This is a genomic window from Nocardia sp. NPDC050713, assembly GCF_040654315.1.
In the GTDB taxonomy this organism is placed as follows: domain Bacteria; phylum Actinomycetota; class Actinomycetes; order Mycobacteriales; family Mycobacteriaceae; genus Nocardia.
The window spans coordinates 234,798-257,723 of sequence record NZ_JBFAHS010000007.1 but is presented as its reverse complement, the minus strand read 5'-3'; the positions used below and the strand labels follow the sequence as shown (position 1 = coordinate 257,723).

At 67.8% G+C, this 22,926-nt stretch carries 22 protein-coding genes and 1 pseudogene; 8 read left to right on the top strand and 15 right to left on the bottom strand.

The features are described from left to right. Positions 1 to 3 precede the first annotated feature (3 nt). Entirely contained in the window at positions 4 to 156 is a 153-nt protein-coding gene (locus AB0H49_RS16375; RefSeq protein ID WP_185757315.1) for a hypothetical protein, read from the bottom strand. A gap of 50 nt (positions 157 to 206) precedes the next feature. After that, positions 207 to 1,202, bottom strand: coding sequence for a zinc-binding dehydrogenase (locus tag AB0H49_RS16370; protein ID WP_357252043.1), 996 nt, complete (start codon positions 1,200 to 1,202; stop codon positions 207 to 209). Positions 1,203 to 1,691: 489 nt separating this feature from the next. Between AB0H49_RS16370 and AB0H49_RS16365 the strand changes: the two genes are divergently transcribed. Next, positions 1,692 to 2,219: a hypothetical protein gene (locus AB0H49_RS16365; protein WP_357252040.1), complete on the top strand. Its 528-nt coding sequence runs from the start codon at positions 1,692 to 1,694 to the stop codon at positions 2,217 to 2,219. Here the strand turns inward: AB0H49_RS16365 and AB0H49_RS16360 are convergent. The 3 genes from AB0H49_RS16360 to AB0H49_RS16350 form a co-directional block, all read right to left on the bottom strand. Next, entirely contained in the window at positions 2,212 to 3,984 is a 1,773-nt protein-coding gene (locus AB0H49_RS16360; RefSeq protein WP_357252037.1) for an SDR family oxidoreductase, read from the bottom strand. The genes AB0H49_RS16365 and AB0H49_RS16360 overlap by 8 nt on opposite strands. Positions 3,985 to 4,022: 38 nt before the next feature. Beyond that, positions 4,023 to 5,027: a PDR/VanB family oxidoreductase gene (locus tag AB0H49_RS16355; RefSeq protein WP_357252143.1), complete on the bottom strand. Its 1,005-nt coding sequence runs from the start codon at positions 5,025 to 5,027 to the stop codon at positions 4,023 to 4,025. A gap of 98 nt (positions 5,028 to 5,125) precedes the next feature. Continuing rightward, complete coding sequence (locus AB0H49_RS16350) at positions 5,126 to 6,028, bottom strand: metal-dependent hydrolase (RefSeq protein ID WP_357252034.1); 903 nt, start codon at positions 6,026 to 6,028, stop codon at positions 5,126 to 5,128. A gap of 275 nt (positions 6,029 to 6,303) precedes the next feature. Here AB0H49_RS16350 and AB0H49_RS16345 point away from each other — a divergent pair, with 275 nt between their 5' ends. After that, complete coding sequence (locus tag AB0H49_RS16345) at positions 6,304 to 7,701, top strand: wax ester/triacylglycerol synthase family O-acyltransferase (RefSeq protein WP_357252031.1); 1,398 nt, start codon at positions 6,304 to 6,306, stop codon at positions 7,699 to 7,701. A 56-nt stretch (positions 7,702 to 7,757) separates the two neighbouring features. On the opposite strand, the gene AB0H49_RS16340 is transcribed toward AB0H49_RS16345, so the two are convergent. After that, positions 7,758 to 8,645 carry an alpha/beta hydrolase gene (locus AB0H49_RS16340; protein ID WP_357252028.1) on the bottom strand — a complete coding sequence of 296 codons (888 nt, stop codon included), beginning with the start codon at positions 8,643 to 8,645 and terminating at the stop codon, positions 7,758 to 7,760. Positions 8,646 to 8,806: 161 nt separating this feature from the next. On the opposite strand from AB0H49_RS16340, the gene AB0H49_RS16335 reads away from it, so the two are divergent. After that, on the top strand, positions 8,807 to 9,547 hold the full coding sequence (locus tag AB0H49_RS16335; RefSeq protein ID WP_357252025.1) for a glucose 1-dehydrogenase: 741 nt from the start codon (positions 8,807 to 8,809) through the stop codon (positions 9,545 to 9,547). A 43-nt stretch (positions 9,548 to 9,590) separates the two neighbouring features. Here AB0H49_RS16335 and AB0H49_RS16330 read toward each other — a convergent pair whose 3' ends face one another. Further along, a complete protein-coding gene (locus tag AB0H49_RS16330) occupies positions 9,591 to 10,214 on the bottom strand; it encodes a LysE/ArgO family amino acid transporter (protein WP_355000701.1) in 624 nt (207 codons plus the stop codon). Positions 10,215 to 10,288: 74 nt separating this feature from the next. Here AB0H49_RS16330 and AB0H49_RS16325 point away from each other — a divergent pair, with 74 nt between their 5' ends. Next, positions 10,289 to 11,173 (top strand): LysR family transcriptional regulator ArgP, encoded by an 885-nt coding sequence (locus tag AB0H49_RS16325; protein WP_357252021.1) that lies wholly within the window; start codon positions 10,289 to 10,291, stop codon positions 11,171 to 11,173. 391 nt (positions 11,174 to 11,564) lie between these two features. Here AB0H49_RS16325 and AB0H49_RS16320 read toward each other — a convergent pair whose 3' ends face one another. The 3 genes from AB0H49_RS16320 to AB0H49_RS16310 form a co-directional block, all read right to left on the bottom strand. Beyond that, positions 11,565 to 11,897: a DUF4442 domain-containing protein gene (locus AB0H49_RS16320; protein ID WP_357252018.1), complete on the bottom strand. Its 333-nt coding sequence runs from the start codon at positions 11,895 to 11,897 to the stop codon at positions 11,565 to 11,567. A gap of 69 nt (positions 11,898 to 11,966) precedes the next feature. Continuing rightward, positions 11,967 to 12,278, bottom strand: coding sequence for a pyrimidine/purine nucleoside phosphorylase (locus AB0H49_RS16315; RefSeq protein ID WP_355000704.1), 312 nt, complete (start codon positions 12,276 to 12,278; stop codon positions 11,967 to 11,969). Positions 12,279 to 12,387: 109 nt separating this feature from the next. Then, positions 12,388 to 12,735, bottom strand: coding sequence for a helix-turn-helix domain-containing protein (locus AB0H49_RS16310; RefSeq protein WP_357252015.1), 348 nt, complete (start codon positions 12,733 to 12,735; stop codon positions 12,388 to 12,390). 104 nt (positions 12,736 to 12,839) lie between these two features. Here AB0H49_RS16310 and AB0H49_RS16305 point away from each other — a divergent pair. Next, positions 12,840 to 13,553, top strand: a pseudogene (locus tag AB0H49_RS16305) (SDR family oxidoreductase); the annotation flags it as partial. 248 nt (positions 13,554 to 13,801) lie between these two features. On the opposite strand, the gene AB0H49_RS16300 reads toward AB0H49_RS16305, so the two are convergent. After that, positions 13,802 to 14,272 (bottom strand): flavodoxin family protein, encoded by a 471-nt coding sequence (locus AB0H49_RS16300; protein ID WP_357252012.1) that lies wholly within the window; start codon positions 14,270 to 14,272, stop codon positions 13,802 to 13,804. A gap of 365 nt (positions 14,273 to 14,637) precedes the next feature. On the opposite strand from AB0H49_RS16300, the gene AB0H49_RS16295 reads away from it, so the two are divergent. Continuing rightward, positions 14,638 to 16,191 carry an acyl-CoA carboxylase subunit beta gene (locus tag AB0H49_RS16295; RefSeq protein WP_357252008.1) on the top strand — a complete coding sequence of 518 codons (1,554 nt, stop codon included), beginning with the start codon at positions 14,638 to 14,640 and terminating at the stop codon, positions 16,189 to 16,191. A gap of 266 nt (positions 16,192 to 16,457) precedes the next feature. Here AB0H49_RS16295 and AB0H49_RS16290 read toward each other — a convergent pair whose 3' ends face one another. Further along, positions 16,458 to 16,877: an ester cyclase gene (locus AB0H49_RS16290; protein ID WP_357252005.1), complete on the bottom strand. Its 420-nt coding sequence runs from the start codon at positions 16,875 to 16,877 to the stop codon at positions 16,458 to 16,460. A 21-nt stretch (positions 16,878 to 16,898) separates the two neighbouring features. Then, positions 16,899 to 17,702 (bottom strand): SDR family oxidoreductase, encoded by an 804-nt coding sequence (locus AB0H49_RS16285; RefSeq protein ID WP_357252002.1) that lies wholly within the window; start codon positions 17,700 to 17,702, stop codon positions 16,899 to 16,901. 58 nt (positions 17,703 to 17,760) lie between these two features. Between AB0H49_RS16285 and AB0H49_RS16280 the strand changes: the two genes are divergently transcribed. Beyond that, positions 17,761 to 18,423, top strand: a complete 663-nt coding sequence (locus AB0H49_RS16280; protein ID WP_357251999.1) for a TetR/AcrR family transcriptional regulator — start codon at positions 17,761 to 17,763, stop codon at positions 18,421 to 18,423. Positions 18,424 to 18,768: 345 nt separating this feature from the next. Continuing rightward, positions 18,769 to 20,304, top strand: a complete 1,536-nt coding sequence (locus AB0H49_RS16275) for an FAD-binding protein (RefSeq protein ID WP_357252140.1) — start codon at positions 18,769 to 18,771, stop codon at positions 20,302 to 20,304. A 16-nt stretch (positions 20,305 to 20,320) separates the two neighbouring features. Here AB0H49_RS16275 and AB0H49_RS16270 read toward each other — a convergent pair whose 3' ends face one another. Further along, positions 20,321 to 21,172: an alpha/beta fold hydrolase gene (locus tag AB0H49_RS16270; RefSeq protein ID WP_357251997.1), complete on the bottom strand. Its 852-nt coding sequence runs from the start codon at positions 21,170 to 21,172 to the stop codon at positions 20,321 to 20,323. Next, positions 21,156 to 22,850, bottom strand: a complete 1,695-nt coding sequence (locus AB0H49_RS16265) for an alpha/beta fold hydrolase (RefSeq protein ID WP_357252137.1) — start codon at positions 22,848 to 22,850, stop codon at positions 21,156 to 21,158. The genes AB0H49_RS16270 and AB0H49_RS16265 overlap by 17 nt, the downstream gene beginning before the upstream one ends. Positions 22,851 to 22,926 lie beyond the last annotated feature (76 nt).

Here is a 22,926-nt window from a genome sequence, read left to right as displayed (position 1 = left end):
CGGTCAGTCGTCGCCGTCTCCCCATCGCCCCTTGTCCACCGGCACGCTGTCGTCCCACCGACTCTCCATTCTCGGTGGGCGACTTGCGAATTGGACGACGGCGAAAACGAGGAAGAGGACGACGGCAACGACACCGACGACTATCAGAGTTTGCACGGGGGCACCCTAGCGCTGTCTGAGACCGATCGCACCCACGCGCGGACAAGTCACAAAGTAAGCAGCGTTCGACCGAGAGATTTCCTCAATTCGATTGCGGCATGGGCTCGGTCGGCGTGTTCGAGGGGGAAGGTCTGACCGATCACGACTTCGATGTCACCGGCGACCACGGCGTCTTGGATACCCCGCGCGAGGGCGTTCCAATCGGTGTCGGCGCCGGTGATGTCGAACAGGCCGAGCACCGCGATATCGCGCGCGGCCAGCCCGTCGCGGTCCAGCTCCGCGAAATCGCCCGCCGCGGCGCCGTATCCGAGGAATCGGCCGTGGTCGGCGATGGCTTCGGTGGCCGCCGCGCCGAGGTCGCCACCCGCTCCGTCGAGCACGACGTTCACCCCGGCCCCGCCGGTCGCGGCGCGCACCTTGGCCGACCAGTCCGGCTCGGAGTAGTCGATGACGGCGTGCGCGCCGAGCCGTTCGGCGAGTTCGAGCTTGTCGCGGCCGCGAGCCGCCGCGACCACGTGTGCCCCTGCGGAGCGCGCCAATTGGATGAGCAGCGTGCCGAGCCCGCCGCCCGCCGCGGTGACGAGAACCCACTCCCCCGCCTGGATCGCGGCCCGCTCGAAGACGGCGAGCGCGGTCCTGCCGTCGTGGACCAACGCCACGGCCTGCTCGAGCGAAAGCCCTTCCGGCACTTCGTTGAGCGTCTCGACTTTGGCCAGCGCCTTCTCGGCGTAGCCGCCGATGGGCTGACCGCCGCCGATGCCGCTCGCGGCGGTGCTGGTGGCGACGCGCTTGCCGATCCACGAGGGATCGACCTCCGCGCCCACCTCGACGACCACGCCCGCCACCGCTCCGCCCGGCACGTAAGGGGTTTCGATCTGGAAGTATTCGCTCCCCCACCCGCCGCGCAGCCGGGTGTCGAGGAACATCACGTCGGCTGCCGCGACCTGAACGACCACCTGACCGGGCCCCGGTGTCGGATCCGGGATCTCGCGCACCGCGAGCACCTCTGGTCCACCGAATTCCGTTGCCTGCACAACCCGCATCACTGACCTCCACATCTCGTTGATCAGTGCCCAGCATGAAACCGGAAGTTCAGTAGAGGTCAAGCGCTGGGAGCGGTATCACTCGCGAGCGAGGCGAGACATCGCGTTCAGGAACCCCCGCCACCGCAACTGCTGCCCCCACCGCCGCCGCAACTACTGCTGCTCCCGCCGCCGCAACTACTGCCGCCGCCCCCGCCGGACCCGCTGTCTCCGCCGCTGCCGCCCGAACAGCCGCTCACGGAGTCTCCCCCGCCGCAGCCGCTGCCGTGGTGGCGGTGCCCCGTCCCGGCGCCGCCCGCGAACCACGGTCCCGGATTGTGGTTCGGTCCCCACCCTGGCTGCCGCGACGGCCTGTTCACGGCCTTGACCAGAAGCACCACGATCGCGACGACGGCGACCACGAATATCACGACCACAGCGATCAGAAACAGACCCAGGAGAACAGCCCTCATGCCGGAATGGTAGCGGCGCGCCGCCGTACAGTGAATCGTGCAGTTTTTCCGTTCCCGACAGCGCCTCCGCCGCCAGGTCGACCTACGCGACGTCGAGGAGGCGGTGGCCGCGCTGGAACTCACCGAGGCCGTCTTCAAGACGTGCCCGTGGCAGCCGCGCGAGCTGGTGGAGACCGGCCTGCGCCAGTGGCTGCGCTGCTGCGGCGCGGCGATGCGCGACGGCCAGGTCATCGGCATGCCCTCGCACGCGGTGGACGAGGCGTGGCACGGCCTGATCCTGTGCACGCAGCGCTACGCCGCGTTCTGTACGGCGGCCTACGGCCGGTTCCTGCACCACTACCCGGACGGGGACGGCCCCGCCGAGCCCACCGCGCACGGTTCGATGACCGAACAGCTCGGCCGCACGGTGGTGGCGTGGTCGATGGTCGCGCGGCCCGGTGAGACCTGTGTGCTGTGGGATCTCGACAGCAAGGTCGGGGTCGCCGAACCGTGGGGCATCGACGCCCGGCGCGTCGCGGCGATCGAGGCCGAACTGCACCGGGCGGCGACGAACCCCGCTAAGTGAGCTTCACCCGCGCCGCGAAGAACCGCACCACCGCGGGCGCGAAGCGGTTGAACTGGTACTGCAAGCGCGCCTCCGGGGTGACCGGCACGATGCTGCGGTTGCGCCGGACGGCCCGCACGATCTGATCGGCGACCTTGTCGGGCGTGTAGTGACGCCTCCGGTACAGGTCGTCGTACTTGGCCTGCTTGCGCTTCTCCTCCTCGGCGCTGACGCCCGAGAAGGAGGTGGTGGCAACGATATTGGTGTGCACGATGCCGGGGCAGACGGTGTGCACCGAGATGCCGCGGCCAGCCAACTCGGCGCGCAGGCAGTCGGAGAACATGAACACCGCCGACTTGCTGGTGGAGTACGCGCTGAGCCCCTGCTGCGGGCTGTAGGCCGCCATGCTGGACAGGTTGACGATGTGTCCGCCCAAACCACGCTCGGCCATGGCGGCGCCGAAGGCGCGGCAGCCGTTGACGACGCCGCCGAGGTTGATCCGCAGCACCCGATCGAACTCCGCCGACGGCGTGTCGAAGAACCCGCCCGCCTGGCCGATGCCCGCGTTGTTGATCAGGATGTCCGGCACGCCGTGCGCGGCGAACACCTCGGCCGCGTGCGCGGTGACCTCGGCCTCGTCCGAGACGTCGAGGCGATAGGCGTGCGCCACACCGCCTTCCGAGGCGATCAGCTCCGCGGTCTGCTTGGCGGCGTCCAGATTGATGTCGGAGAGCACGATTTCGGCGCCGAGGCGGGCGAACGCCAGCGCGGTCTCCCGGCCGATGCCGCTGCCGCCGCCGGTGATCACCACCAGCTGGTCGTCGAATTCCTTTCGGTTCCGGTCGGTTTCGGCGCGACGCAGGCCGCGCGGCACCGCGCCACCGGCGAGGGTGTCGATCAGCTCGGTGGTGGCGGTGGCCAGTAGTTCGGGGTGCGAGAACGGCATCCAGTGCCCGGCGGGCACGTCGCGACGCCACAGCCGCGAGACCCACTTGCGCTCGTCGTCGTAGCCCGCGGGCCGCACCGCGACGTCGCGACCCGCCACGATCAGCTGAACCGGCACCTCGGTGTGCCGCTCCCGCGGGCCGAGCAGCCGGGGCACGATGTTCGCGCGGTAGATGCGCAGGCCGTCGACGATGTCGCGCCGGAAGGTCGGCGCCAGGGTGACGTTCGACGTCGGTGTGTCGTTCATGAGGGAAACGACGCGCTGCCAACGCTCTTCGGTGCCGAGCGCGGTGAAAGCGGCTCGCGGCAGTACCGGCGTCATGAAGAAGGCGGTGTAGGCCGAGGAGAGCAGCTGGGTGAAGGGCTGCCAGATGTTGCGCGGCGTGGGCCGGGACAGCCTGGCGCGCACCCACTTTCCGATGTGGTCGAGATTCGGGCCGGACACGGAGGTGAACGAGGCGATACGGTCGGCGGCCCGCGGTTCGCACACCGCCTCCCACACCTGCACCGACCCCCAGTCGTGGGCGAGGACGTGCACGGGCGCGTCGGGGCTCACCGCGTCGGCGACGGCGTAGAAGTCGGCGGCGAGCTCCTCGAGCCGGAAGTCCGCGGTGCGCTGGGTCCGGGTCGACCGGCCGTGCCCGCGCGTGTCGTAGGTGACGACGTGGAACCGCGGCGTCAGCAGCGGCACCACGGCGTCCCAGAGGTGGTGGGTGTCCGGCCAGCCGTGCACGAGCACCACGGTCGGATCGGCGGGATCACCGTATTCGTAGACAGCGAGGTCGAATTCACCGCTGCGCACGATCCGCTCGGTCGCCACCGAGTCGATATCCGTCGTCATGGACGTCTCCTTGTTCTCCGGGTCGGAGGGGGTCTCCACTACAGGTCGAGCACGAGACGGCCACCGTCGCAGCGCGATACGCAGGCCAGCATGTCGCCATCGGCGCGTTCGTCCTCGGTGAGCACCGTGTCGCGATGGTCCGGCTCGCCGACCAGCACGCGCACCTTGCAGGTTCGGCAGAAGCCCTGCCGACACGAATACGGTTGATCAGGGCGGGATTTCAAGAGGGTGGTCAGCGCGGACTCGTCGGCGGGCACTTGGAGCACTTCACCGGTGGAGGCGAGCTGGATCTCGAACGGCCGCCCGTTCACGATCGGCGGCGGCGAGAACCGCTCGGAATGCAGTTCCACGCCGCGCATTCGACGCACCGCTTCGGCGACGGTGGTCGTCATCGGCACCGGACCGCAGCAGTACACCGCGGTGCCGGTGGTCACGCCGGGCAGCAGTGCGGGCGCGTCCGGCAGACCGTGTTCGTCGTCGGTGCGCACGGTGACCCGGTCGCCGAACGTCTCGATCTCGTCCAGGAACGGGATGGTCTCGCGGCTGCGGCCGACGTAGACCATGGACCAGTCGAGGCCGAGCCGCATCGCCAGCCGCGCCATCGGCAGGATCGGGGTGATTCCGATGCCGCCCGCGACGAAGTGCAGGTGCACCGCGGGTGAGCCGTAGCCGGGCACCGCGAACGGAAAGGCGTTGCGCGGCCCGCGCACCACGATCGGCGCGCCGACCGGCAGCGCGTCGTGCACCTCCACCGAACCGCCGCCGCCCTCCGGGATGCGGCGCACCGCGACACGGTAGGCGCGGGTGTCGGCCGGGTCGCCGCACAGCGAGTACTGCCGCAACCTGCCGGAGGGCAGCTCCAGATCCAGGTGCGCGCCCGGCCGCCACGCGGGCAGTTCGCGGCCGTCCGGCGACTCGAGTCGCAGGCTCACCACATCCTGGTCGTGCGCCTCGACCCGACGCTCGGTGACGACGAGCGACAATCTCCGGTCGTCGACCTTCGGGCGCAGATCCCGTCGGTTGACCAGCGTGGCCCAGCGCAACCGGGCCGAGGCTACGGCATCGAGCACCCGTACCGCCCGGTCCCGATCGCGCTTGCCGAACAGGTCGGCGGGCAACTGCTCGGGGACGACCCGCGGACTCACGAGGCGACCGCGCGCGCCGCGGGCGAGGCGGCCAGGTACGCCACCGCCTGTGCGGTGGAGCCGACCGTCTCCGGGTTGTAGCCGGGCTCGAGCGTGGACAGCGCACTCCACAGCAGCGACGGTACGCCGGGCAGGGAGCCGCGCCACATGGCGCCGAAAACCCGCTTGATCAGGCGCGGATAGCCGAGATCGGGCAGCGCGGGATCCTGCTGGACCATGAATTTGGTGCCGCGCACGACCAGCGAGATGAAGATCGGGAAGACCAGCACCATCAGCGCCGACCTGCGGATGTATCCCGCGCCGAAGTACACCGCCACGTCGTGGGCGACATGCCGGTGTTCCACTTCCTCCGCGCCGTGCCAGCGGAACAGGTCGGCCACCCGCGGGTCCGCACCGAACTTCTCCAGATCGGCGTTGAGCACCCAGTCACCGAGGAAGGCGAAGAAGTGCTCGAGGCAGGCGATGAACGCCAGCCGCTCGACCAGGATCTGGCGCTGCGCGATGCCCTCGACGTTCTTGGGCCCGAGCGTCTTGCGGAACAGGTATTCGGCCTGTCGCACATACGGCGCCGGGTCGATGCCGTTGGCCGCGAGCACCTCGTTCAGCACCTTGTCGTGGGTTTCGGCGTGCATCGATTCCTGACCGATGAAGCCGAGCATGGCCTCGCGAAGCTTCTCGTCCTTGACGTAGGGCAGCGCCTCGGCATACGCGGCGCAGAACATGCGCTCGCCCTCGGGCAGCAGCAGATTCAGCGAATTGATCAGATGCGAGGCGATCGGCTCCTCCGGCATCCAGTGCAGCGGAGTGTCGGCCCAGTCGAACTGGACGTTACGTGCGTTGAGGGCCACCTCGCCCGGGTCGGTTTCCGGTCGCCGGTGAGCCCTGCGAAGTAGCTTCATCGGTACTCCTCGATCCTCATACGTGCACCTCAGCGGCGGATCGGCACGGCGGTGCGCCGATTCCTGCGCTGGTGTAGAAACGATCATACACATACATGGAACTAGCGGTAACACACATGCATGTCACCGATCGGACTCGAACCCGACACGGCGGGCTATCGCCCGGCATTCATCCGATGAATTCCGTTCTCCAAGTGGACGATAGAGAGCGCCACTGTGACCGACCTCCCCCGAATTCAGCCCAAAACTAGAACCTGTTCTAGTAGTCTTTCGCTATGGAACGTTTAACCGGATTGGATGCCAGTTTCCTCTATCTCGAGACCGGGACCCAGCATCTGCATGTGTGCGCGCTGCTCATCCTGGACCCGACCGCGGACGGCGTGCGGTACTCCTTCGACTCCTTCAAGGCCGAACTCGGCCGCCGGGTGCCCCTGATTCCGCAGATGCGGCGGCGATTGCACGAGGTGCCGTTCAACCTGGACCATCCAGTCTGGGTGGAGGACCCCGACTTCGATCTCGACTACCACATCCGCCGCATCGGCATCCCGAGTCCGGGCGGCAGGCGCGAGCTGGCCGAACTGGTCGGCGACATCGCCAGCAGGCCGATGGACCGCGACCGGCCGCTGTGGCAGATGAACGTCGTCGAAGGCATCGACGGCGACAAGGTCGCGGTGATCTGCAAGTACCACCACGCCGCCGTGGACGGCATCACCGGCACGAACATGATGATGCATCTGTGCGATATGGAACCGGGCGTGACGCATCCGGAGCCGACCGAGGAATGGCGGCCCGAGACCGCGCCGAACGACTGGAAACTGTTGGCGGAGGCGGCCGTTCGGCTGCCCGGCAAGGCGGGCATCGTCGGCATGCTGCCCAAGACCGTCGGCATGCTCGCCGGTTTCGCGCAGCGGCGGCGAAACAACCAAGCGGGCATGGCGATTCCGCTCACGGCGCCGCGCACGCCGTTCAACAGGGCCATCACACCGCATCGCACCGTCGCCTTCGCCGAAGCGGATCTGGCCGCCATCAAGGAGATCAAGACCGCGTTCGACGTGAAGGTCAACGACGTGGTGCTGACCGTCGTCGGCGGTGTGCTGCGCGCCTATCTGGACAAGCACGGCGAGCTGCCCGATCGCTCGCTCATCGCCTCGGTACCGGTGTCGGTGCACGAAGCCACCCAGCACAAGGCCGGAATCAACAAGGTCTCCTCGCTGTTCTCCGAGCTCGGCACCGACATCGCCGACCCGGTCGAGCGGCTGCGCAAGGTGGCCGAAGCGAACCGCGACGCCAAGGACGAACACGACCTCATCGGCGCCGACTTCCTACAGGATTGGTCACAGTACGCCCCACCCAACACTTTTCAGCTCGCCGCGCGGGTCTACTCGTCGCTGAAGCTGGCCGAGCACCATCCGGTGGTGCACAACCTCGTCGTCTCGAACGTGCCGGGACCGCCGATGCCGCTGTACTTCCTCGGCGTGAAGGTCGACGCGATGTATCCGTTCGGGCCGGTCTTCCACGGCGCCGGGCTCACCGTCACGGTGTTGTCCAACAACGGCGATCTCGATATCGGGTTCATAGCTTGTAAGGAACTCGTGCCGGATCTCACCGCGATGGCCGACGCGGTGCCGGACATCATCGACGAATTGCGTTCCGCGGCACACGAAGTGGAGTGACCCGCGCCGCCCTGTTCGCCACCGACGCCGAACAGGGTCGACCGCGGCGAATTTCGCTACACCCGGTCGACGACCGACGCGCAGCCGTCGAGCAGTGCGGGAACGAAACGCTCCGCGCCGAAAACGCAGCCCGCATGTCCCACACCGGCCAGGTGAATGGTCGAGCCGGGAATCATCGTCGCTATCTCCAGCTGCCGATACACCGGAATCGCCCGGTCGCGGGTCGTGATGACCACCGCCGTCGGCGCCGCGATCGTGTCGAGCCAAGCGGACGCGTCGAAGTGGCCGACCTCCGCGATCACCTGGGCCAGCGCCCATCCGCTCGTACTGCGGAATTCACCGAGCGCCCACTTCTCGAAGCCGCCCGGCGGCCAGGTATGTTCCGGCAGCTCGGACAGTGTGCTCGCGAATTTCTCGATGCGCCGCAACGAATACGGTCCGATGGCGTCGGCGAACGCGCCGAACACCTGGTGGAACGCCTGCTCGCGCCACTTCTCCCGGAATCGGTACGGCGTCGCGCACAGCACCAGCCCGCCGACACGGTCCGGATGCCGGTGCGCGGCCGTCAAAGTCACCACTCCGCCGAGCGAATAGCCCGCGCAGATCGGGCGCTCGACCCGCATCGCGTCGGCGACGGCGACGACGTCGTCGGCGCAGTCGTCCACCGAGAAGCGCGGGGATCGGATGCCGCGGCCGTGCCAGCGCTGGTCGAACAGGATCACCCGGTACCGCTTTGCGAGCGCTTCCAGCGCGGGGAACCAGGTGAGACAGGCGGTGCTCGCGGTGCCGTGCAGCAGGATCAGCGTGGGAGCTCCCTCGGGCCCCGGCATGTCGACCACGTAGGTGCGTCCCCGGCCGGGCAGGTCGACCAATCGGCCACCGGGCACCTCCGCGATGTCGGGGACGCCCGCGCGCCGGATCAAGCGTCGGAACCGGTTCGCCATCGTCGGCCTCCTCCGGACGAGCCGTCACTGAAACACGTTCTATTCGATGATGCCACACGGTTGTCGGCCTTCTTCGCTGTGCCGACGCGCCTTCGAGCCGCAACCGTCCAGAAGTTATGTAACGTGTTCACGACTGTTCCGGGACGGACGGAGGTACCGCAATGGGGCGACTCACCGGCAAGGTGGCCTTGATCAGCGGCGGAGCCCGCGGCATGGGCGCCGCGCACGCCAGGAAGTTCGTGGCCGAGGACGCGCGCGTGGTGCTCGGCGACATTCTCGACGACGAGGGCAAGGCGCTGGCCGAGGAACTCGGCGACCACGCCGTCTACGTGCACCTCGACGTCCGGCAGAAGCAGGACTGGCAGGCCGCCGCCGAAGAGGCCGTGCGGCGTTTCGGCGCGCTGAACGTGCTGGTGAACAATGCGGGGATCGTCAACGGGAACCTGCTGGTGGACTTCGCGCTCGAGGAGTGGCAGCGCATCATCGACATCAACCTGACCGGCACGTTCCTCGGTATGCAGGCCGCGACCCCGGCGATGATCGAGGCGGGCGGCGGTTCCATCGTCAACATCTCCTCCGTCGAGGGCATGCGTGGGAGCCCCGGTCTGCACGGGTACACGGCGACCAAGTTCGCGGTCCGCGGGCTCACGAAGTCGACGGCGCTGGAGCTGGCGCAGTACGGGATTCGGGTGAATTCGGTGCACCCCGGCTTGATCAGCACGCCGATGACCGAGGGAATTCCAGCCGACTTCCTGCAGATCCCGCTGGGACGGGCCGCCGATCCGGCCGAGGTGTCGAACCTGGTGACCTATTTGGCGAGTGACGAGTCGTCGTATTCGACGGGCGCGGAGTTCGTCATCGATGGTGGGTTGACGGTGGGGGTGCCGCACAAGACTTTCTAGTGCCGCACAAAGGTTGGACATCCAATTCTGGACGCGGCACTCGTCAGCTCGAAAGCAGCAGGCCCGCGGCGAGGGTGAACATGATCAGCGCGATCGCTGAATCCAGCGCTCGCCAGGCCGCGGGGCGGGCGAACAGCGGACTCAGCAGGCGGGCGCCGAAGCCGAGGGTGACGAACCAGAGGATGCTGGCGAGCATCGCGCCCGCGCCGAGGAACCAGCGGTCCGGCGGGGCGTAGGTGTTGGCGAAGGAGCCGAGCAGCAGGACCGTGTCCAGGTAGACGTGCGGGTTGAGCCAGGTCAATGCGAGGCAGGTGAGGACGGTCGCGCCCAGGGCCACCGACGTGCCCGCCCCGTCCGCGGTGAGGGTGCCGCCGGAGATCGCACGCCGCGCCGCGAGCACGCCGTAGCCGATGAGGAACGCGGCGCCCGCGTAGCGCACCACCGTCACCACCGAGGGCAGCGACTCCACCAGCGCTCCGAAGCCCGCGATGCCCGCGGCGATCAGCACGATGTCCGACACCGCGCACACCGCGACCACCGCGGCGACGTGCTGTCCGCGCACACCTTGGCGCAGCACGAAGGCGTTCTGCGCGCCGATCGCCACGATCAGCGACAACCCGAAACCCAAACCGGAGATGGTGGCGAAACCCGCCGAGGAAACTGTCACGTCCATCGACGCTATGACCGCGCCACTCAACCAGACAAGCTAAAGATTCTGAAGCATCATTACAATTTCTTGATATGGATTTGCAGCTGGACCAGCTCAGGGCGCTCAACGCGGCGGTCACCGAGGGAACCTTCGAGGCGGCCTCGCGCAGTCTGCGGGTCACTCCGTCGGCGGTCAGCCAGCGCATCAAAGCGCTCGAGGAAGCGGCCGGTCGCATCCTGCTGCAACGCACGAAACCCGTGCGCGCCACCGAATCCGGACTCGCCGTGCTGCGCCTGGCCAGGCAGATCGATCTGCTCACCGGCGACACGGCCCGTGAACTCGGCGACGCCGACCACCCCGTCGACCGCCCGATCCGCCTCCCCATCGCGGTGAACGCCGACTCGCTCGAGACGTGGGTGATGCCCGCCCTCCGCGACGCACCGCCCGGCGTGTGCTTCGAAATCCACCGCGAGGACGAGGAGCACACCACCGCCCTGCTGCGCGACGGCACTGTCATGGCGGCCATCACCGCCACCGCGAAGCCGGTGCAGGGTTGCAAGGTCGACAAGCTCGGCGCCATGCGGTACCGCCCGATGGCCAACCCCGAGTTCGCCCGGACCTGGTTCGCCGACGGCCCGACCGCCAAGGCCTACGCCGCGGCGCCCGTCGTCCTGTTCGACCGCAAAGACGACCTCCAGGACCGCCATCTCCGCCGCCGCACTCGACAGCCGATCGATCCGCCCCGCCACTACGTCCCCTCGTCCACCGCCTTCGGCACGGCCGTTCGCCTCGGCCTCGGCTGGGGCATGCTGCCGGACCTGCAGACCGCCGACGACTCACCGACGAGTCTGGTTCCGATAGACGGGGATTCGTTCATCGACGTGCCGCTCTACTGGCAGCAGTGGAAGCTGCACTCCCCCGCGTTGAGCGCGATCGCGGGGGCGATTGCCCGGGCGGCTGCCGCGGCGTTGCGCTGATTTGTTCAGGCTGGGCCGGGTCACCGACGCGCTGCGCTGGTTGTTCAGGTGGGCCGGGTCACCCGCGCGCTCCGCTGAGTTGTCGAAGCTGGGCCGGGCCGCCCGCGCGCTCCGCTGAATTGGCTGGGCAGGTCGCCCGCGCGCTCCGCTGAGTTTCAGGCTCGCCGGGTCGCGCGCGTGCTGCGCTGAGTTCCAGGTTGGCCCGCGTCGCCCACGCGCTCCACTGAGTTGTCCAAGCTGGCCCGGGTCGCCCGCGCTCCACTGACTCGTCGAGCCCGCGAGCTCGGTCGCAGCGGGTGCCGAGCCGATCCCCGCGCGGTGTCGCGAGCCACCCGCCGCAGCGGGACGTTGTGCCGCGCAGCCGCCGAGTCAGCCGGGGCGCTGCACTGCACTACCGAGAGTGCCTGCGCACGTAGAGTTCCTGGCTCGTGCGCGCGACCAGCTCGCCGTCGGCACCGACGAGCTCGGCGGAGTGGTTGGTGCGAGAGACGCCGTCCGCCTCCAGATTCGCGCGGATCTCGGCCATGTCCTCGGGCGGCATCAGCATCGTCACGCGCACCAACCCGCGACCCGGACGCACGAATTCCGTTGTGGCCGTGGTGTTCCAGACGCGGTATCCCTCGCCCAGCTGCCACAGGGCCATCAGCCCGAAGAACGGGTCGGTCATCATGGACAGAATCCCGCCGAACGCCACACCCGCGTGGTTCTTGTTCCAGCCGCTCACCTTGTGCCGAACGATTCACCGGCCGACACTGTCGCGGCCCGCAAGCACGGCGGCGGAGGTGTCGAGAACTCAGCCGAAGTGGCAGACGTAATGCACCGTCTCCAGAACCTCGATCTGGAACGAGCTGTCGCCGGGCACGTCGAACGACTCGCCGCCCTTGTAGGTCACGGCCTCGGTCGCACCGGCGAGGGTGACCTTGCACTCGCCCTCGATGAGTTCCATGATCTCCGGCGCGCCGGTGTTGAACGTCAGGGTCGAGGGCAGGATGACGCCGACCGACTTGGCGGTGCCGTCGGCCAGCTCGATGCTGTGGCTGACGCACTTGCCGTCGAAGTAGACGTTGGCCTTCTTCGTGACGCTGACATTCTCGAACTGCGACATGGTCTCTTTCCCGTGCTGAAGTGGAGCCGTCAGCCTACTTCAGCGGCGGCGAGGCGCCCGCGCCCACCGGGTTGAGGCCGTCCAGCAGTCGGCCCGTCGGCGCGCAGGGTCAGTCGCCCGCCTCCGGGAACAACCTCTCCCACCGCCGCGACCACTCCCACACCGGACGCAGCGACTCCCCGAGTTCCCTTCCGGCCGTGGTCAATTCGTAGGACTTGTCCGGCTTCTTGACGATCAGCCCCGCGGCCTGAAGGTGCTGCAACCGCACCGAGAGCATGCTCGACGAGCACTGCCCCATCCGGCGACGCAGTTCGAGAAAGCCCAGCGTGCTGGGCTCCAACTCCCACACGATGCGCAGCATCCACCGCTGGCCGAGCAGTTCCATGGCGGCGAGCATCGGTTCGTTCGCGGGGTCGGCCGCACCTCGCGACGGTTTCGCACCGCTTGCGCTTCTCATTTCGAACCACCATAGTGATTCTGATTTAGAAGCAACCGGGCGGGCGGCGGTCCGCGCAGGAAAGGAACGTGGTGCGCGAACCGAACATCTCGACCGACCAGCGAATCGCCCTCGTCACCGGCGCCTCCCGAGGGATCGGCGCCGACACCGCCCGCATCCTCGCGGCCCGCGGCGACCACGTGATCGTCAACTACCGCGAGAAGCGCCGCCGCGCCCAGTCCATCGCCGACGAGATCACGGCCGCCGGAGGCAGCGCGTCGGTCGCGGGAGCGGACGTCTCGGACGAAACCGCCACCCGCGCACTGATCGCCGATATCGCCGACCGCTTCGGCCGCCTGGATGTCTTGGTACTCAACGCATCCGGCGGCCTCGAACGCGGCGCGGCCGCCGACTACGCCATGTCCATCAACCGCGACGCGCAACTGCGCCTGACCCGACTCGCGTTGCCCCTCATGCCATCCGGCGGCCGCATCGTCTTCGTCACCAGCCACCAGGCCCACTTCCACTCCCGCAAACCCGTCCCCGCCGACTACGAACCGATCGCCGCCAGCAAACGCGCGGGCGAGGACGCCCTCCGCGCCCTCATCCCCGAACTCGAGACCCTCGGCATCACCCTGACCGTCGTCTCCGGCGACATGATCGACGGCACCATCATCGTCCGCCTCCTCGAACGCCGAGACCCGGACGCCGTCACCACCCGCCGCGACCACGGCCCACTCCCCACCGTCGAAGAGTTCGCCACCGCCATCGCCGACGCCACGACGGCGCCAACCGAATCCGGCCACACCGTCTACATCGGTGGCCCCGACTACCTCGCGAGCACGTCGACCGACGAGAAGGAGCCAGGCCAGTCGACGGACGATCAGTCACCCCCGCCCGAGCAGTCGGCCGATGACGACTACGACGATGACGACTACGACGTCAGCCTGGAGGATCCCGTCATCGAGGACGGCGTGCCGACGACCTGGCAGGATTTCGCCGAAGACGCCCGCACAGGTGGATCCAGCGACTTCGAGCCGACGATTCCCGGCCCGGAATTCGGAAGCGTCACCCTTCCGGGAGACGCCTATGTGATCGAGTAGGTGCCTGCCAGTCCTTCGGCGAACGTGCGCGCCGCCGCCAGGTCGGTGGAGTTCGGCCGCCCTTTCCGGATACCGCCGACGAGCTTGAATGGCGCGTACGTGTCGAATGCCCGACACGAGAAGGTGTCGACTACCTCGAAGCCCTTCTGGTCGAGCATCCGCACGAGAGGTCGAGAGAAGCGCTGGAACCGCGCCTCGGGAAAGCCACTCGTGGCGAACACGAACGCTTTCCGCCGTTGCGCATCCGGCAGCGACCTGATGAACTCGCGCAGCTCCGCGTGGAAGGATCCCAGGAAGATCCCCGAACCGAATCCCACCAAGTCATAGGTGGAAAGCTCGGCCGCGTCGACTTGGGCGGGGCTGACGACACGGGCCTCCAGAACCTGCCCGATGACGTCGGCGACCTTCTTGGTGTTGCCATGCGACACCGAGGTGCAGACGATGACGGCCTTCATTGCGATGTCCCCCTTCGCTTTCCCGATCCGTGGTGCCCGTCGAGTGGGGCGCCACCGGGCTGAGCCACAAGACCAGCCTAGCGATCGCGGCGACGTGCTTTCCCTCCTGGCCGCGCGATCCTCGCCACGGCGCTCACAGGTCCCTGGTCGAAGTCGTAGCGGAACACCGCCGGCTCCAGCGGGCAGTGCCAGGTATTCGGGGTCGCATCCGATGGGCATACCGCTGACTGTGTCTTTGGGCGGGAGGTGATGTGCGTCCGGCCTCGTCTGTGATTTGTCCCGGATATCCGGCCCGATGTCACGTTCCGCCTCGACACCGCCTAACGTCGCGACGGCAACAGTTGGTTTGAAAGGTGGCAGCGAGCGTGGCAGGTACCCAGGCGAAGATCGATGAACTGGTCAAGATCCTGGCAATCGCTGAGGAACCGGCAGGTGAGGCCGGTGTCGCCAAGCGGGAGAAGAAGGGCATTCCGAGCGTTCGCCAGCGGGTGGAGATGCTGCTCGACCCCGGGACGTTCATCGAGACCGGTGCGCTGGCTCGTCAGCCCGGCCAGCCGGACGCTCTCTACGGTGACGGGCTGGTCACCGGTCGCGGGCTGATCGCGGGCCGCCCGGTGGTGGTGATCGCCCACGATCAGACCGTCTACGGCGGGTCGGTCGGTATCACGTCCGCGCGCAAGTTCATGCGGGCGCTGCAACTCGCGTTCGACAACGCGTGCCCGGTGGTGACGATCAACGACTCCGGCGGCGCGCGGATCCAGGACGCGGTGGGTTCGATCGCTTCGTTCGGTGATATTTCCCGGGTGCTGGAGAAGCTGTCCGGGTATGTGCCGCAGGTGTCGATCATTCTCGGCAAGTGCGCCGCGGGTTCGGTGTACGGGCCGATCAACACCGACGTGCTCATCGGCACCAAGGATTCCTACATGTTCGTCACCGGGCCGGAGGTGATCAAAGCCGTCAATGGTGAGGACATCACCGCCGAGGAGCTCGGCGGCGCCAAGGTGCAGGCCGAGCGCGGGACGCTGCATCACGTCGCCGACACCGAACAGGAAGCCTACGACTGGGCCCGCAACTACCTGAGCTACATGCCGACCAGCTGCCTCGAGCAGCCGCCGATCGTGAACCCCGGCCTGGAGCCGGAGATCACCGCTTCCGACCGGGAGCTCGAGAAGATCATCCCGGATTCCGATCGCTCCGGTTACGACATGCACGAGATCCTGCTGCGGATCTTCGACGACGGTGAGTTCCACGAGGTCCGCGAAGCGTTCGCCCCGAATCTGATCACCGGGTTCGCCAGGGTCGACGGATATCCGGTCGGTGTGATCGCCAATCAGCCATTGGTGCTGGGTGGTTCCATCGACGCCGCCTGCTCCGACAAGTCGACCTACTTCATCCGGCTCTGCGACGCGTTCAACATCCCGCTGGTGTTCGTCGCCGACACCCCCGGTGTGCTGCCGGGGCTCGATCAGGAAGCCAATGGCGTGATCATCCGCGGCGGCCGGGTCCCGCGCGCGATCATCGAGGCGACGGTTCCGATCATCAACCTGGTCGTGCGCAAGTCCTACGGCGGCGCCTACGGCATGATGGCGGCCCGGCAGGTGGGCGCCGACATCAGTTTCGCCTGGCCGACGGCCCGGATCGCGGTGATCGGCGCCGATAGCGCGGTCGACCTCATCGGCAAGCGGCAGCTGGCGGCGGTGCCGGAGGAGCATCGGGCGGCGGCGCGCGAGTTCATGGTCAACCAGTACAACGAGACGATCGCCACCCCGTGGATCGCCGCCGAGCGCGGCTACATCGACGCGGTCATCGAACCGGCGACCACCCGCCTGGAGATCCGGAGCGCGCTGCGCCTGCTGCGGGACAAGCCGAAGGTCAAGCCGGAGTTCAACCCGCGGAAACACCCGGTGTACCCGATGTGATCCGCCCCGGGCCGGTCACCCGTCCGGTCGGCGACCGAAGATCCATCGTGGCCATGAAGTCCGGGGCGAACGACCACCACTCACCCCGGTGAGCATCGGCAATGTCGGCGCCGTCGGCGGACCGCGGTGAGCACGGCATAACCGGCGTATCGATATCCCGCCGTTCGCTCCGGCCAGACCGGAGCGAACGGACGGTCATAGGGATCGTCCACGTCGTATCGAGGCGAGTCCTGCTGCGTCGGGCAGCGCGGATGAAGTTGGCGAGGTCATGCCGTGCCGGTGCCGGCGCATCCGGTGAGTTGCGACAGAACAACCGCGGTGTCGAAGAAGACGCGTTCGCCGATGACGTAGCCCTCGTCGTCGAAGGTGACGACGGCGACCATCTCGATGGCAATCGTGTTCCCGCTCGGCGCTATTCCCGCGTAGTGCCCGTCGTGGATACCGTCGAAGCGAACCAGCGCGGCACCAGTGGAATTCACTTGCCCGAGGGGCTGGATAGTGGCGGTGAGGTCGCTGAAGCCGTCGAAAAGCGCGGACTCTCGCGCGGCCAGCGCCGTAAGACCTTGCTGGGGACCGGTGAGGGGTGAGTCGTAGGCGGCGGGCTCTCGCCACAGGCCGACGACCTCGTCCACGCTGTGCTTGTTCACAGCGGCCGCGGCCGCTGTGGCGAAATTCTGGATGAACATGTTTTGCTCTCTCCGATTCGATCAATTGGTTTGGGATACAGGCGATTCCGGCCGGACGGAACGCTCGGCGAGCGCGATCGCCCACTTGGCGGGAATCCGGCAGGCGATGCGCGCCAGCAGTGCGTTCGCCGCGCCGTCGACGATGTCCGGGCGGTTCGACCCGAGCGCGCCCAAGGCCGCTTCGACGACCTGTTCGGGCGAGCGCCTGCTGCCGACCGAGGCGTCCTCGCCGGCGATCTCGAAGAACGCGGTGTCGGTAGCACCCGGGCTCACGGCAAGTACCTGGACCCCGGTGCCGCGGGTCTCGGACCAGAGCGCGCGGGTGAAGGACAGCACGTACGCCTTGGTCGCCGCGTACACCGCCATGTGCGGGACCGGCTGAAACGCGGCGGTGCTGGCCACATTGACGACGGCTCCGCGGCCGCGAGCGATCATGCTGGGCAACAGGATTGCGGTGAGCTCGGTCAAAGCGGTGATATTCACCGCGATCTGACTCGAGACCGCCCCGAGGTCGGCGTCGGCGAGGTCGCCGTGGAGTCCGAGTCCCGCATTGTTGACGAGCGCGTCGACGGTGATCGCACGCTGTGCGAGCAGTTCGGCGACGCTCGCTGCGGCGTTCGGGGCGCCGAGGTCCGCGGGGATGACCTCCACGCTCGAACCGAATCGGGCGTGCAGTTCCTCGGCCTGTGCTCGCAATACCGCCTCCCTGCGGGCGACCAGAACGAGGTCACCACCGTCCGCGGCGATACGCGCGGCGAAGGCGCGCCCGATACCCGATGACGCCCCGGTCACCAGTACTCGCTGTCGGTCGAAATATCCGGCCACCACTATCTCCTTAATTAAACCTTCATGCCGGTCTAATTAATACCGCTATGCTGAGGCCATGGCAAGCCCCCACCGCAGCACGCAGGCCCGGCGACGCGTCGGCCGCCCGTCCGGCCCAACCGAACACGGAGCGGCATCCCGAGAGCGGATTCTCGATGCCGCCGCCGCTGTGTTCGCGCAGGTCGGATACGACCGGGCACGCATGGCTGACGTTGTCGAAGCGAGCGGAATGACCAAGGGCTCGGTCTACTTTCATTTCGAGAGCAAGGAAGCCCTCGCCGTCGCCGTGCTCACCGAGAAACACGCGCAATGGCTCGATCGGGTACATGCACGACTGGCCACGGCACCCCCTGGGCTGCAACGGATGGAAGCGCTGCTGCCCGCCATGCTGGATCTCCACCGTGACGACCCCGACGCCTGGGTCATTTCGCGCCTTGCCCAGAACCTCGCCGAGGTGCCCGCGACCCGCGACCTCGCCACGCAACTGACCCGCCGATGGATCGACCGCGTCGCCGACCTCATTCGCGACGCCCAGCACATCGGTGAGGTATCAGACGAAGTCGACCCCCAACAGCTCGCCACCGTCCTCGTCGGCGCCTTCGACGGCCTGAAGACGACCATCGGAACAGTAAGCGACGACCCCCGCGCCGCCGATCAACAGCTCGAGGCCTGCGGCGCTCTCCTGCTGGCGATGATGCGGTCGGTTGTCCTGTCCCACTGATCGACTTCGACAGTCAGCAGGCAGGGAATCCCCCGCCATCGCCCTCCGGCACCCATCGGAGCCGCTGCTTCCTGGCTGTTGCCGGGTGCCGAACCGCACCGCCGATGCGGTCACGCACCCCTGCTCGCCGCAGAACTCGCTCGAGAGCGTCGCCGCAGGCAGCGTGCCCGCCGGTATCGAGCTCTGCCGCGCCTGTCGACGCGCATTCGACGAGATCTTCGCCGCTTGACTCCGGCGACGTTCGATTTCTCCCGCTGCGCGCTATTCCGATGACCGAGATGATCGGTGCTCCGATCGAGCCGACGGCCTAGCGTCGACGGAAACACGGTGGCGCGGGAGGAAACAGTGGTGGATTGGAACGACGAAGTCGATGTGCTGGTCGCGGGTTCGGGTGGCGGTCTGGCCGGCGCCTACACCGCGGCCCGCGAGGGACTGAGCGTCGCGGTCGTCGAGGCGACCGACAAATTCGGCGGCACCACCGCCTATTCGGGTGGCGGCGGCGTGTGGTTCCCCTGTAACCCCGTGCTGCAACGAGCGGGCAGCGACGACACCATCGAGGACGCGCTCACCTACTACCACGCCGTCGTCGGCGACCGGACCCCGCGGGAACTGCAGGAAACCTATGTCCGCCGCGGCCGCGACCTCATCGAATACCTCGAGGCCGACGACCACTTCGCGTTCGAGGTTCTGCCCTGGCCGGACTACTTCGGCACGGCGCCGAAGGCCCGTCTCGACGGACTGCGCCACACCATGCCCACGCCGCTCCCCGCCGCGGAACTCGGAGAGTTGCGCGAGTCCCTCCGCGGACCACTCGACACCGACCGGCTCGGCGCGCCGCTGCCCGAGGTGCTGATCGGCGGTCGAGCACTCATCGGCCGGTTCCTGCGGGCGCTGTCGACCTACCCGCACGTCCGGTTGCACCGGAACTCGCCGCTGATCGAGCTGGTCGTCGAGGGCGGCGCGGTAGTCGGCGCCCTGATCGAACGCGACGGCGAACGCTTCGCGATCCGTGCGCGGCGCGGCGTGCTCCTGGCGACCGGCGGCTTCGAGCAGAACGACGAGATGCGCCGTCAGTACGGCGTGCCGGGCGAGGCCCGAGACACCATGGGCCCCTGGGGAAATCAAGGATTCGCACACCAGGCCGGCATCGCGGCGGGCGCCGACGTCGACCTGATGGACCAGGCGTGGTGGTCGCCCGGGCTGACCCATCCCGACGGTCGCTCGGCGTTCGCGCTGTGGTTCACCGGCGGCATCTTCGTCGACCAGGACGGCAAGCGGTTCGTCAACGAGTCCGCGCCCTACGACCGGCTCGGTCGCGAGGTGATCCGGCAGCTGCGGGAAGGCTCGCTCACGCTGCCCTACTGGATGATCTACGACCACAGAGAAGGCGAGAAGCCGCCGGTCAAGGCGACCAACGTCTCGATGGTGGAGACCGAGAAGTACGTCGCGGCCGGTCTCTGGCACACCGCCGACACACTGCCCGAACTCGCGGAGAAGATCGGCGTCCCGGCCGACGCGCTCGTCGCGACCGTCGAACGGTTCAACACGATGGCCGCCGCCGGCGTCGACACCGACTTCGGCCGCGGTGACGAAGCCTACGATCGCGCCTTCTCCCACGGTGAACCGCCGCTGGTGCCGATCGACCGAGGACCGTTCCACGCCGCCGCGTTCGGCATTTCGGACCTGGGGACCAAGGGCGGGCTGCGAACCGACAGCGCGGCACGGGTGCTCGACCGAGACGGCGCGCCGATCCCTGGCCTGTACGCGGCGGGCAACACCATGGCGGCGGTCAGCGGCACCACCTACCCCGGTGGCGGCAACCCGATCGGCGCATCGATGTTGTTCAGCCACCTGGCGGTGCGGGACATGCTCGGCGACTGACGCGGCGATACCGGCCTTACCACCGGCTTTGCCTGCGGAAGCGTTCGATGACCGGAGCCAATTCCGCGGCATTGGTGATGAGGTCGACGTGGCCGCCGGGGTGGAGGTGGACGGCGGCGTGCGGGAGCAGCCGTCGCATGATGCGGGGATTGGCGAGCGGAATGATCGGATCGTCGGCACCGGCGATGATCAAGGTGGGCTGGCGAATCAGCGGTAGGGCGGGCAGGCTGGTCCAGACCGAGCCTGCCAGCAGCTGGTGGAGGTAGCCGACGCGGGAGCCCGCCATCAGCTGGCGATCGAGCAGTTGCCGCACGACGCGTGGGTCGTCACGCGCGCTGCCGCCATAGATGCCGGCGGCGATCCGGGCAGCGTATTCGTGATCCAGGAATCGGCGTGGGGTCAGCATCTTCAGCAGGGCCCGCGGATCGCCGGGAACCATGAGGATTCCGGTACCGGTGGCCACCAGGATCATGGTGCGGCAGCGGCGTGGATGCTGGAAGGCGAACTGCTGGGCCAGCGCGCCGCCCCAGGAGAAGCCGAGGATGTCCACCTGCCCGGAGAAGCCGATCTTGCGCAGCAGTCGGCCGAGCACCGTGGCCAGATACGGGAACCCGTACGGCAAGGGCGAATTCGGCGAGCCGCCGGTGCCGGGAACGTCGATCCGTACCACGGTAGTTTCCGGATCGAGTTGCGCGACAAGGGGATCGAAGACCTCCAGACTGGCGCCGATGCCGTTGCACAACACGAGCGGTACACCGGTCCCCCAGCGCACGTCGACCCGGATCTGCTGTCCGAGTACGGAAACGAGGCGTCGTTCGGTCCTGCCGCGCGAGAGTTCCGCGCCGGGACCCTCAGTGTTCGCGCACATAAGTCCCCGGCGCCGGTGCGAGCGGCGGCAATTCGGCACTACCGAGCGTGGTCGGCGCCGCGATGTCCGGACCGCTGCGCTCGGCGAGCCATTCGACGTAGTTCGGCCACCACGAACCCTGCTGCGTAGCATGCCTTTCGGCCCATCCGTCGGGTTCGATCTGGTCTACCGGCCCGATGCGGTAGGAAGCCCTGGGGTTGCCAGGCGGGTTGACCAAGGCCGCGATATGGCCGCTGGTGGACAGGACGAAACGAAGATCCTTGCTGCCGAGCAGCCGCGCGCTGCGGTAGCAGGCTTGCCACGGGGAGATGTGATCGGCGATGCCCGCCACGACGTAGGCGTCGACCGGCAGCATCGACAGGTCGATCCGGGTGCCGAGCATGGTCGCCTGGTTCGAAGCGGCGAGTGTGTTGCGCACGCCCGTCCGAACGAAGTCACGATGCAGCGCGGCGGGCATCCGGGTGGTGTCCGCATTCCAGAACAGCACGTCGAAGGGCTCTGGTCGGCGACCCTGCAGATAGTTGTTGATCCAATACCGCCACACCAGATCGGTCGGGCGCAAGAACGCGAAGACTTCGGCCAGCGAACGCCCGTCGAGATAGCCCTGCTGGGCCGACATCGCGATCGCGCGCTCCGCGGTCTCCTCGTCGAGCGCGGCTGCCGCCAGACCGGCACGATGCTGATCGAGAACGGTCACCAGCAGTGTCAGCCCCGCCAGCCGCTCAGCCTGATCGATGGCGGCCAGATGGGCGGCGGTCATGGCGGCGATGATCCCGCCGGAGCAGGATGCCTGCACATGGGCTCGCTCGGATCCGGTGATCCGCTCGACCGCGTCCAGCGCGTCCAGGATGGCCTGCCCGTAGGCGTCGAAGCCCCAATCACGGTATGCGGCTGTCGGATTGCGCCACGAGATGGTGAACACCTGCTGCCCGTTGCGGACCAGGTACTCGATCATGCTGCGGGAAGGACTGATATCGAGGATGTAGAACTTGTTGATCATCGGCGGCACTATCAGCAGCGGCACCGTCCGCACCCGATCGGTCTGCGGCGTGTACTGGATCAGCTCGAACATCGGCGTGCGAGCCACCACCGAACCCGGGGTGAGCGCGAGGTTCTCGCCCACGGTGAACGCGTCCCGATCCACCATCGAGGGCACCCGGGGCGCGGCCGAGATGTCGTCGAGGAAATGCCGGAAGCCGCGCACCGCGCTCAGTCCAGCGGTGTCCACCAACGCTTTCCATGCCGGTGGGCTGAACAGCGGCATATTGCTCGGTGACAGTGCCTCGAGAATGTTGTCCACCACGAACCGCATCCATTCGGCATCCCGCCAGTCCAGATCGGCTTCGGCCAGCAGGGCGTGCGCGGTGTCGTCCGCGGCGAGCCAGGTCTGCATCGCCCGCCGGAACAGTGGATTGCTCTGCCAAGCCGGATCGGCGAAACGCTTGTCCGCCTTGGCAGGTGCGCGTGTGCTGTCACCACGCACAATGGCTGCCAGTTCGTCGCCGAGACCGCCGAGCTTGTCGGCGACGACACCGGGGCGCTTGGCCAGGTCCAGGGCGAGCCTGGACCATGAGCTGTTCGGCAGCATGCGGCGGCCGATACCCAGCGCGGAACCGGTCAGCAGCAGATCCAGAGGCACGGTTGGTTCGTCGGAAAGAGGCGAATTGCGCACGACCATCGTCGTTCTCCCGTTATCGGCACGACGCCGACTGTTCATTGTCGTTGTCAGGTACTGGGATCGGTGGTAGAGCGCC

Coding starts and splice junctions, on each gene's coding strand:
- AB0H49_RS16370 (WP_357252043.1), bottom strand. CDS start 1,202: ATGCGGGTTGTGCAGGCAACGGAATTCGGTGGACCAGAGGTGCTCGCG.
- AB0H49_RS16360 (WP_357252037.1), bottom strand. CDS start 3,984: ATGACGACGGATATCGACTCGGTGGCGACCGAGCGGATCGTGCGCAGC.
- AB0H49_RS16350 (WP_357252034.1), bottom strand. CDS start 6,028: ATGAAGCTACTTCGCAGGGCTCACCGGCGACCGGAAACCGACCCGGGC.
- AB0H49_RS16345 (WP_357252031.1), top strand. CDS start 6,304: ATGGAACGTTTAACCGGATTGGATGCCAGTTTCCTCTATCTCGAGACC.
- AB0H49_RS16340 (WP_357252028.1), bottom strand. CDS start 8,645: ATGGCGAACCGGTTCCGACGCTTGATCCGGCGCGCGGGCGTCCCCGAC.
- AB0H49_RS16335 (WP_357252025.1), top strand. CDS start 8,807: ATGGGGCGACTCACCGGCAAGGTGGCCTTGATCAGCGGCGGAGCCCGC.
- AB0H49_RS16325 (WP_357252021.1), top strand. CDS start 10,289: ATGGATTTGCAGCTGGACCAGCTCAGGGCGCTCAACGCGGCGGTCACC.
- AB0H49_RS16315 (WP_355000704.1), bottom strand. CDS start 12,278: ATGTCGCAGTTCGAGAATGTCAGCGTCACGAAGAAGGCCAACGTCTAC.
- AB0H49_RS16310 (WP_357252015.1), bottom strand. CDS start 12,735: ATGAGAAGCGCAAGCGGTGCGAAACCGTCGCGAGGTGCGGCCGACCCC.
- AB0H49_RS16300 (WP_357252012.1), bottom strand. CDS start 14,272: ATGAAGGCCGTCATCGTCTGCACCTCGGTGTCGCATGGCAACACCAAG.
- AB0H49_RS16290 (WP_357252005.1), bottom strand. CDS start 16,877: ATGTTCATCCAGAATTTCGCCACAGCGGCCGCGGCCGCTGTGAACAAG.
- AB0H49_RS16280 (WP_357251999.1), top strand. CDS start 17,761: ATGGCAAGCCCCCACCGCAGCACGCAGGCCCGGCGACGCGTCGGCCGC.
- AB0H49_RS16270 (WP_357251997.1), bottom strand. CDS start 21,172: ATGTGCGCGAACACTGAGGGTCCCGGCGCGGAACTCTCGCGCGGCAGG.
- AB0H49_RS16265 (WP_357252137.1), bottom strand. CDS start 22,850: ATGGTCGTGCGCAATTCGCCTCTTTCCGACGAACCAACCGTGCCTCTG.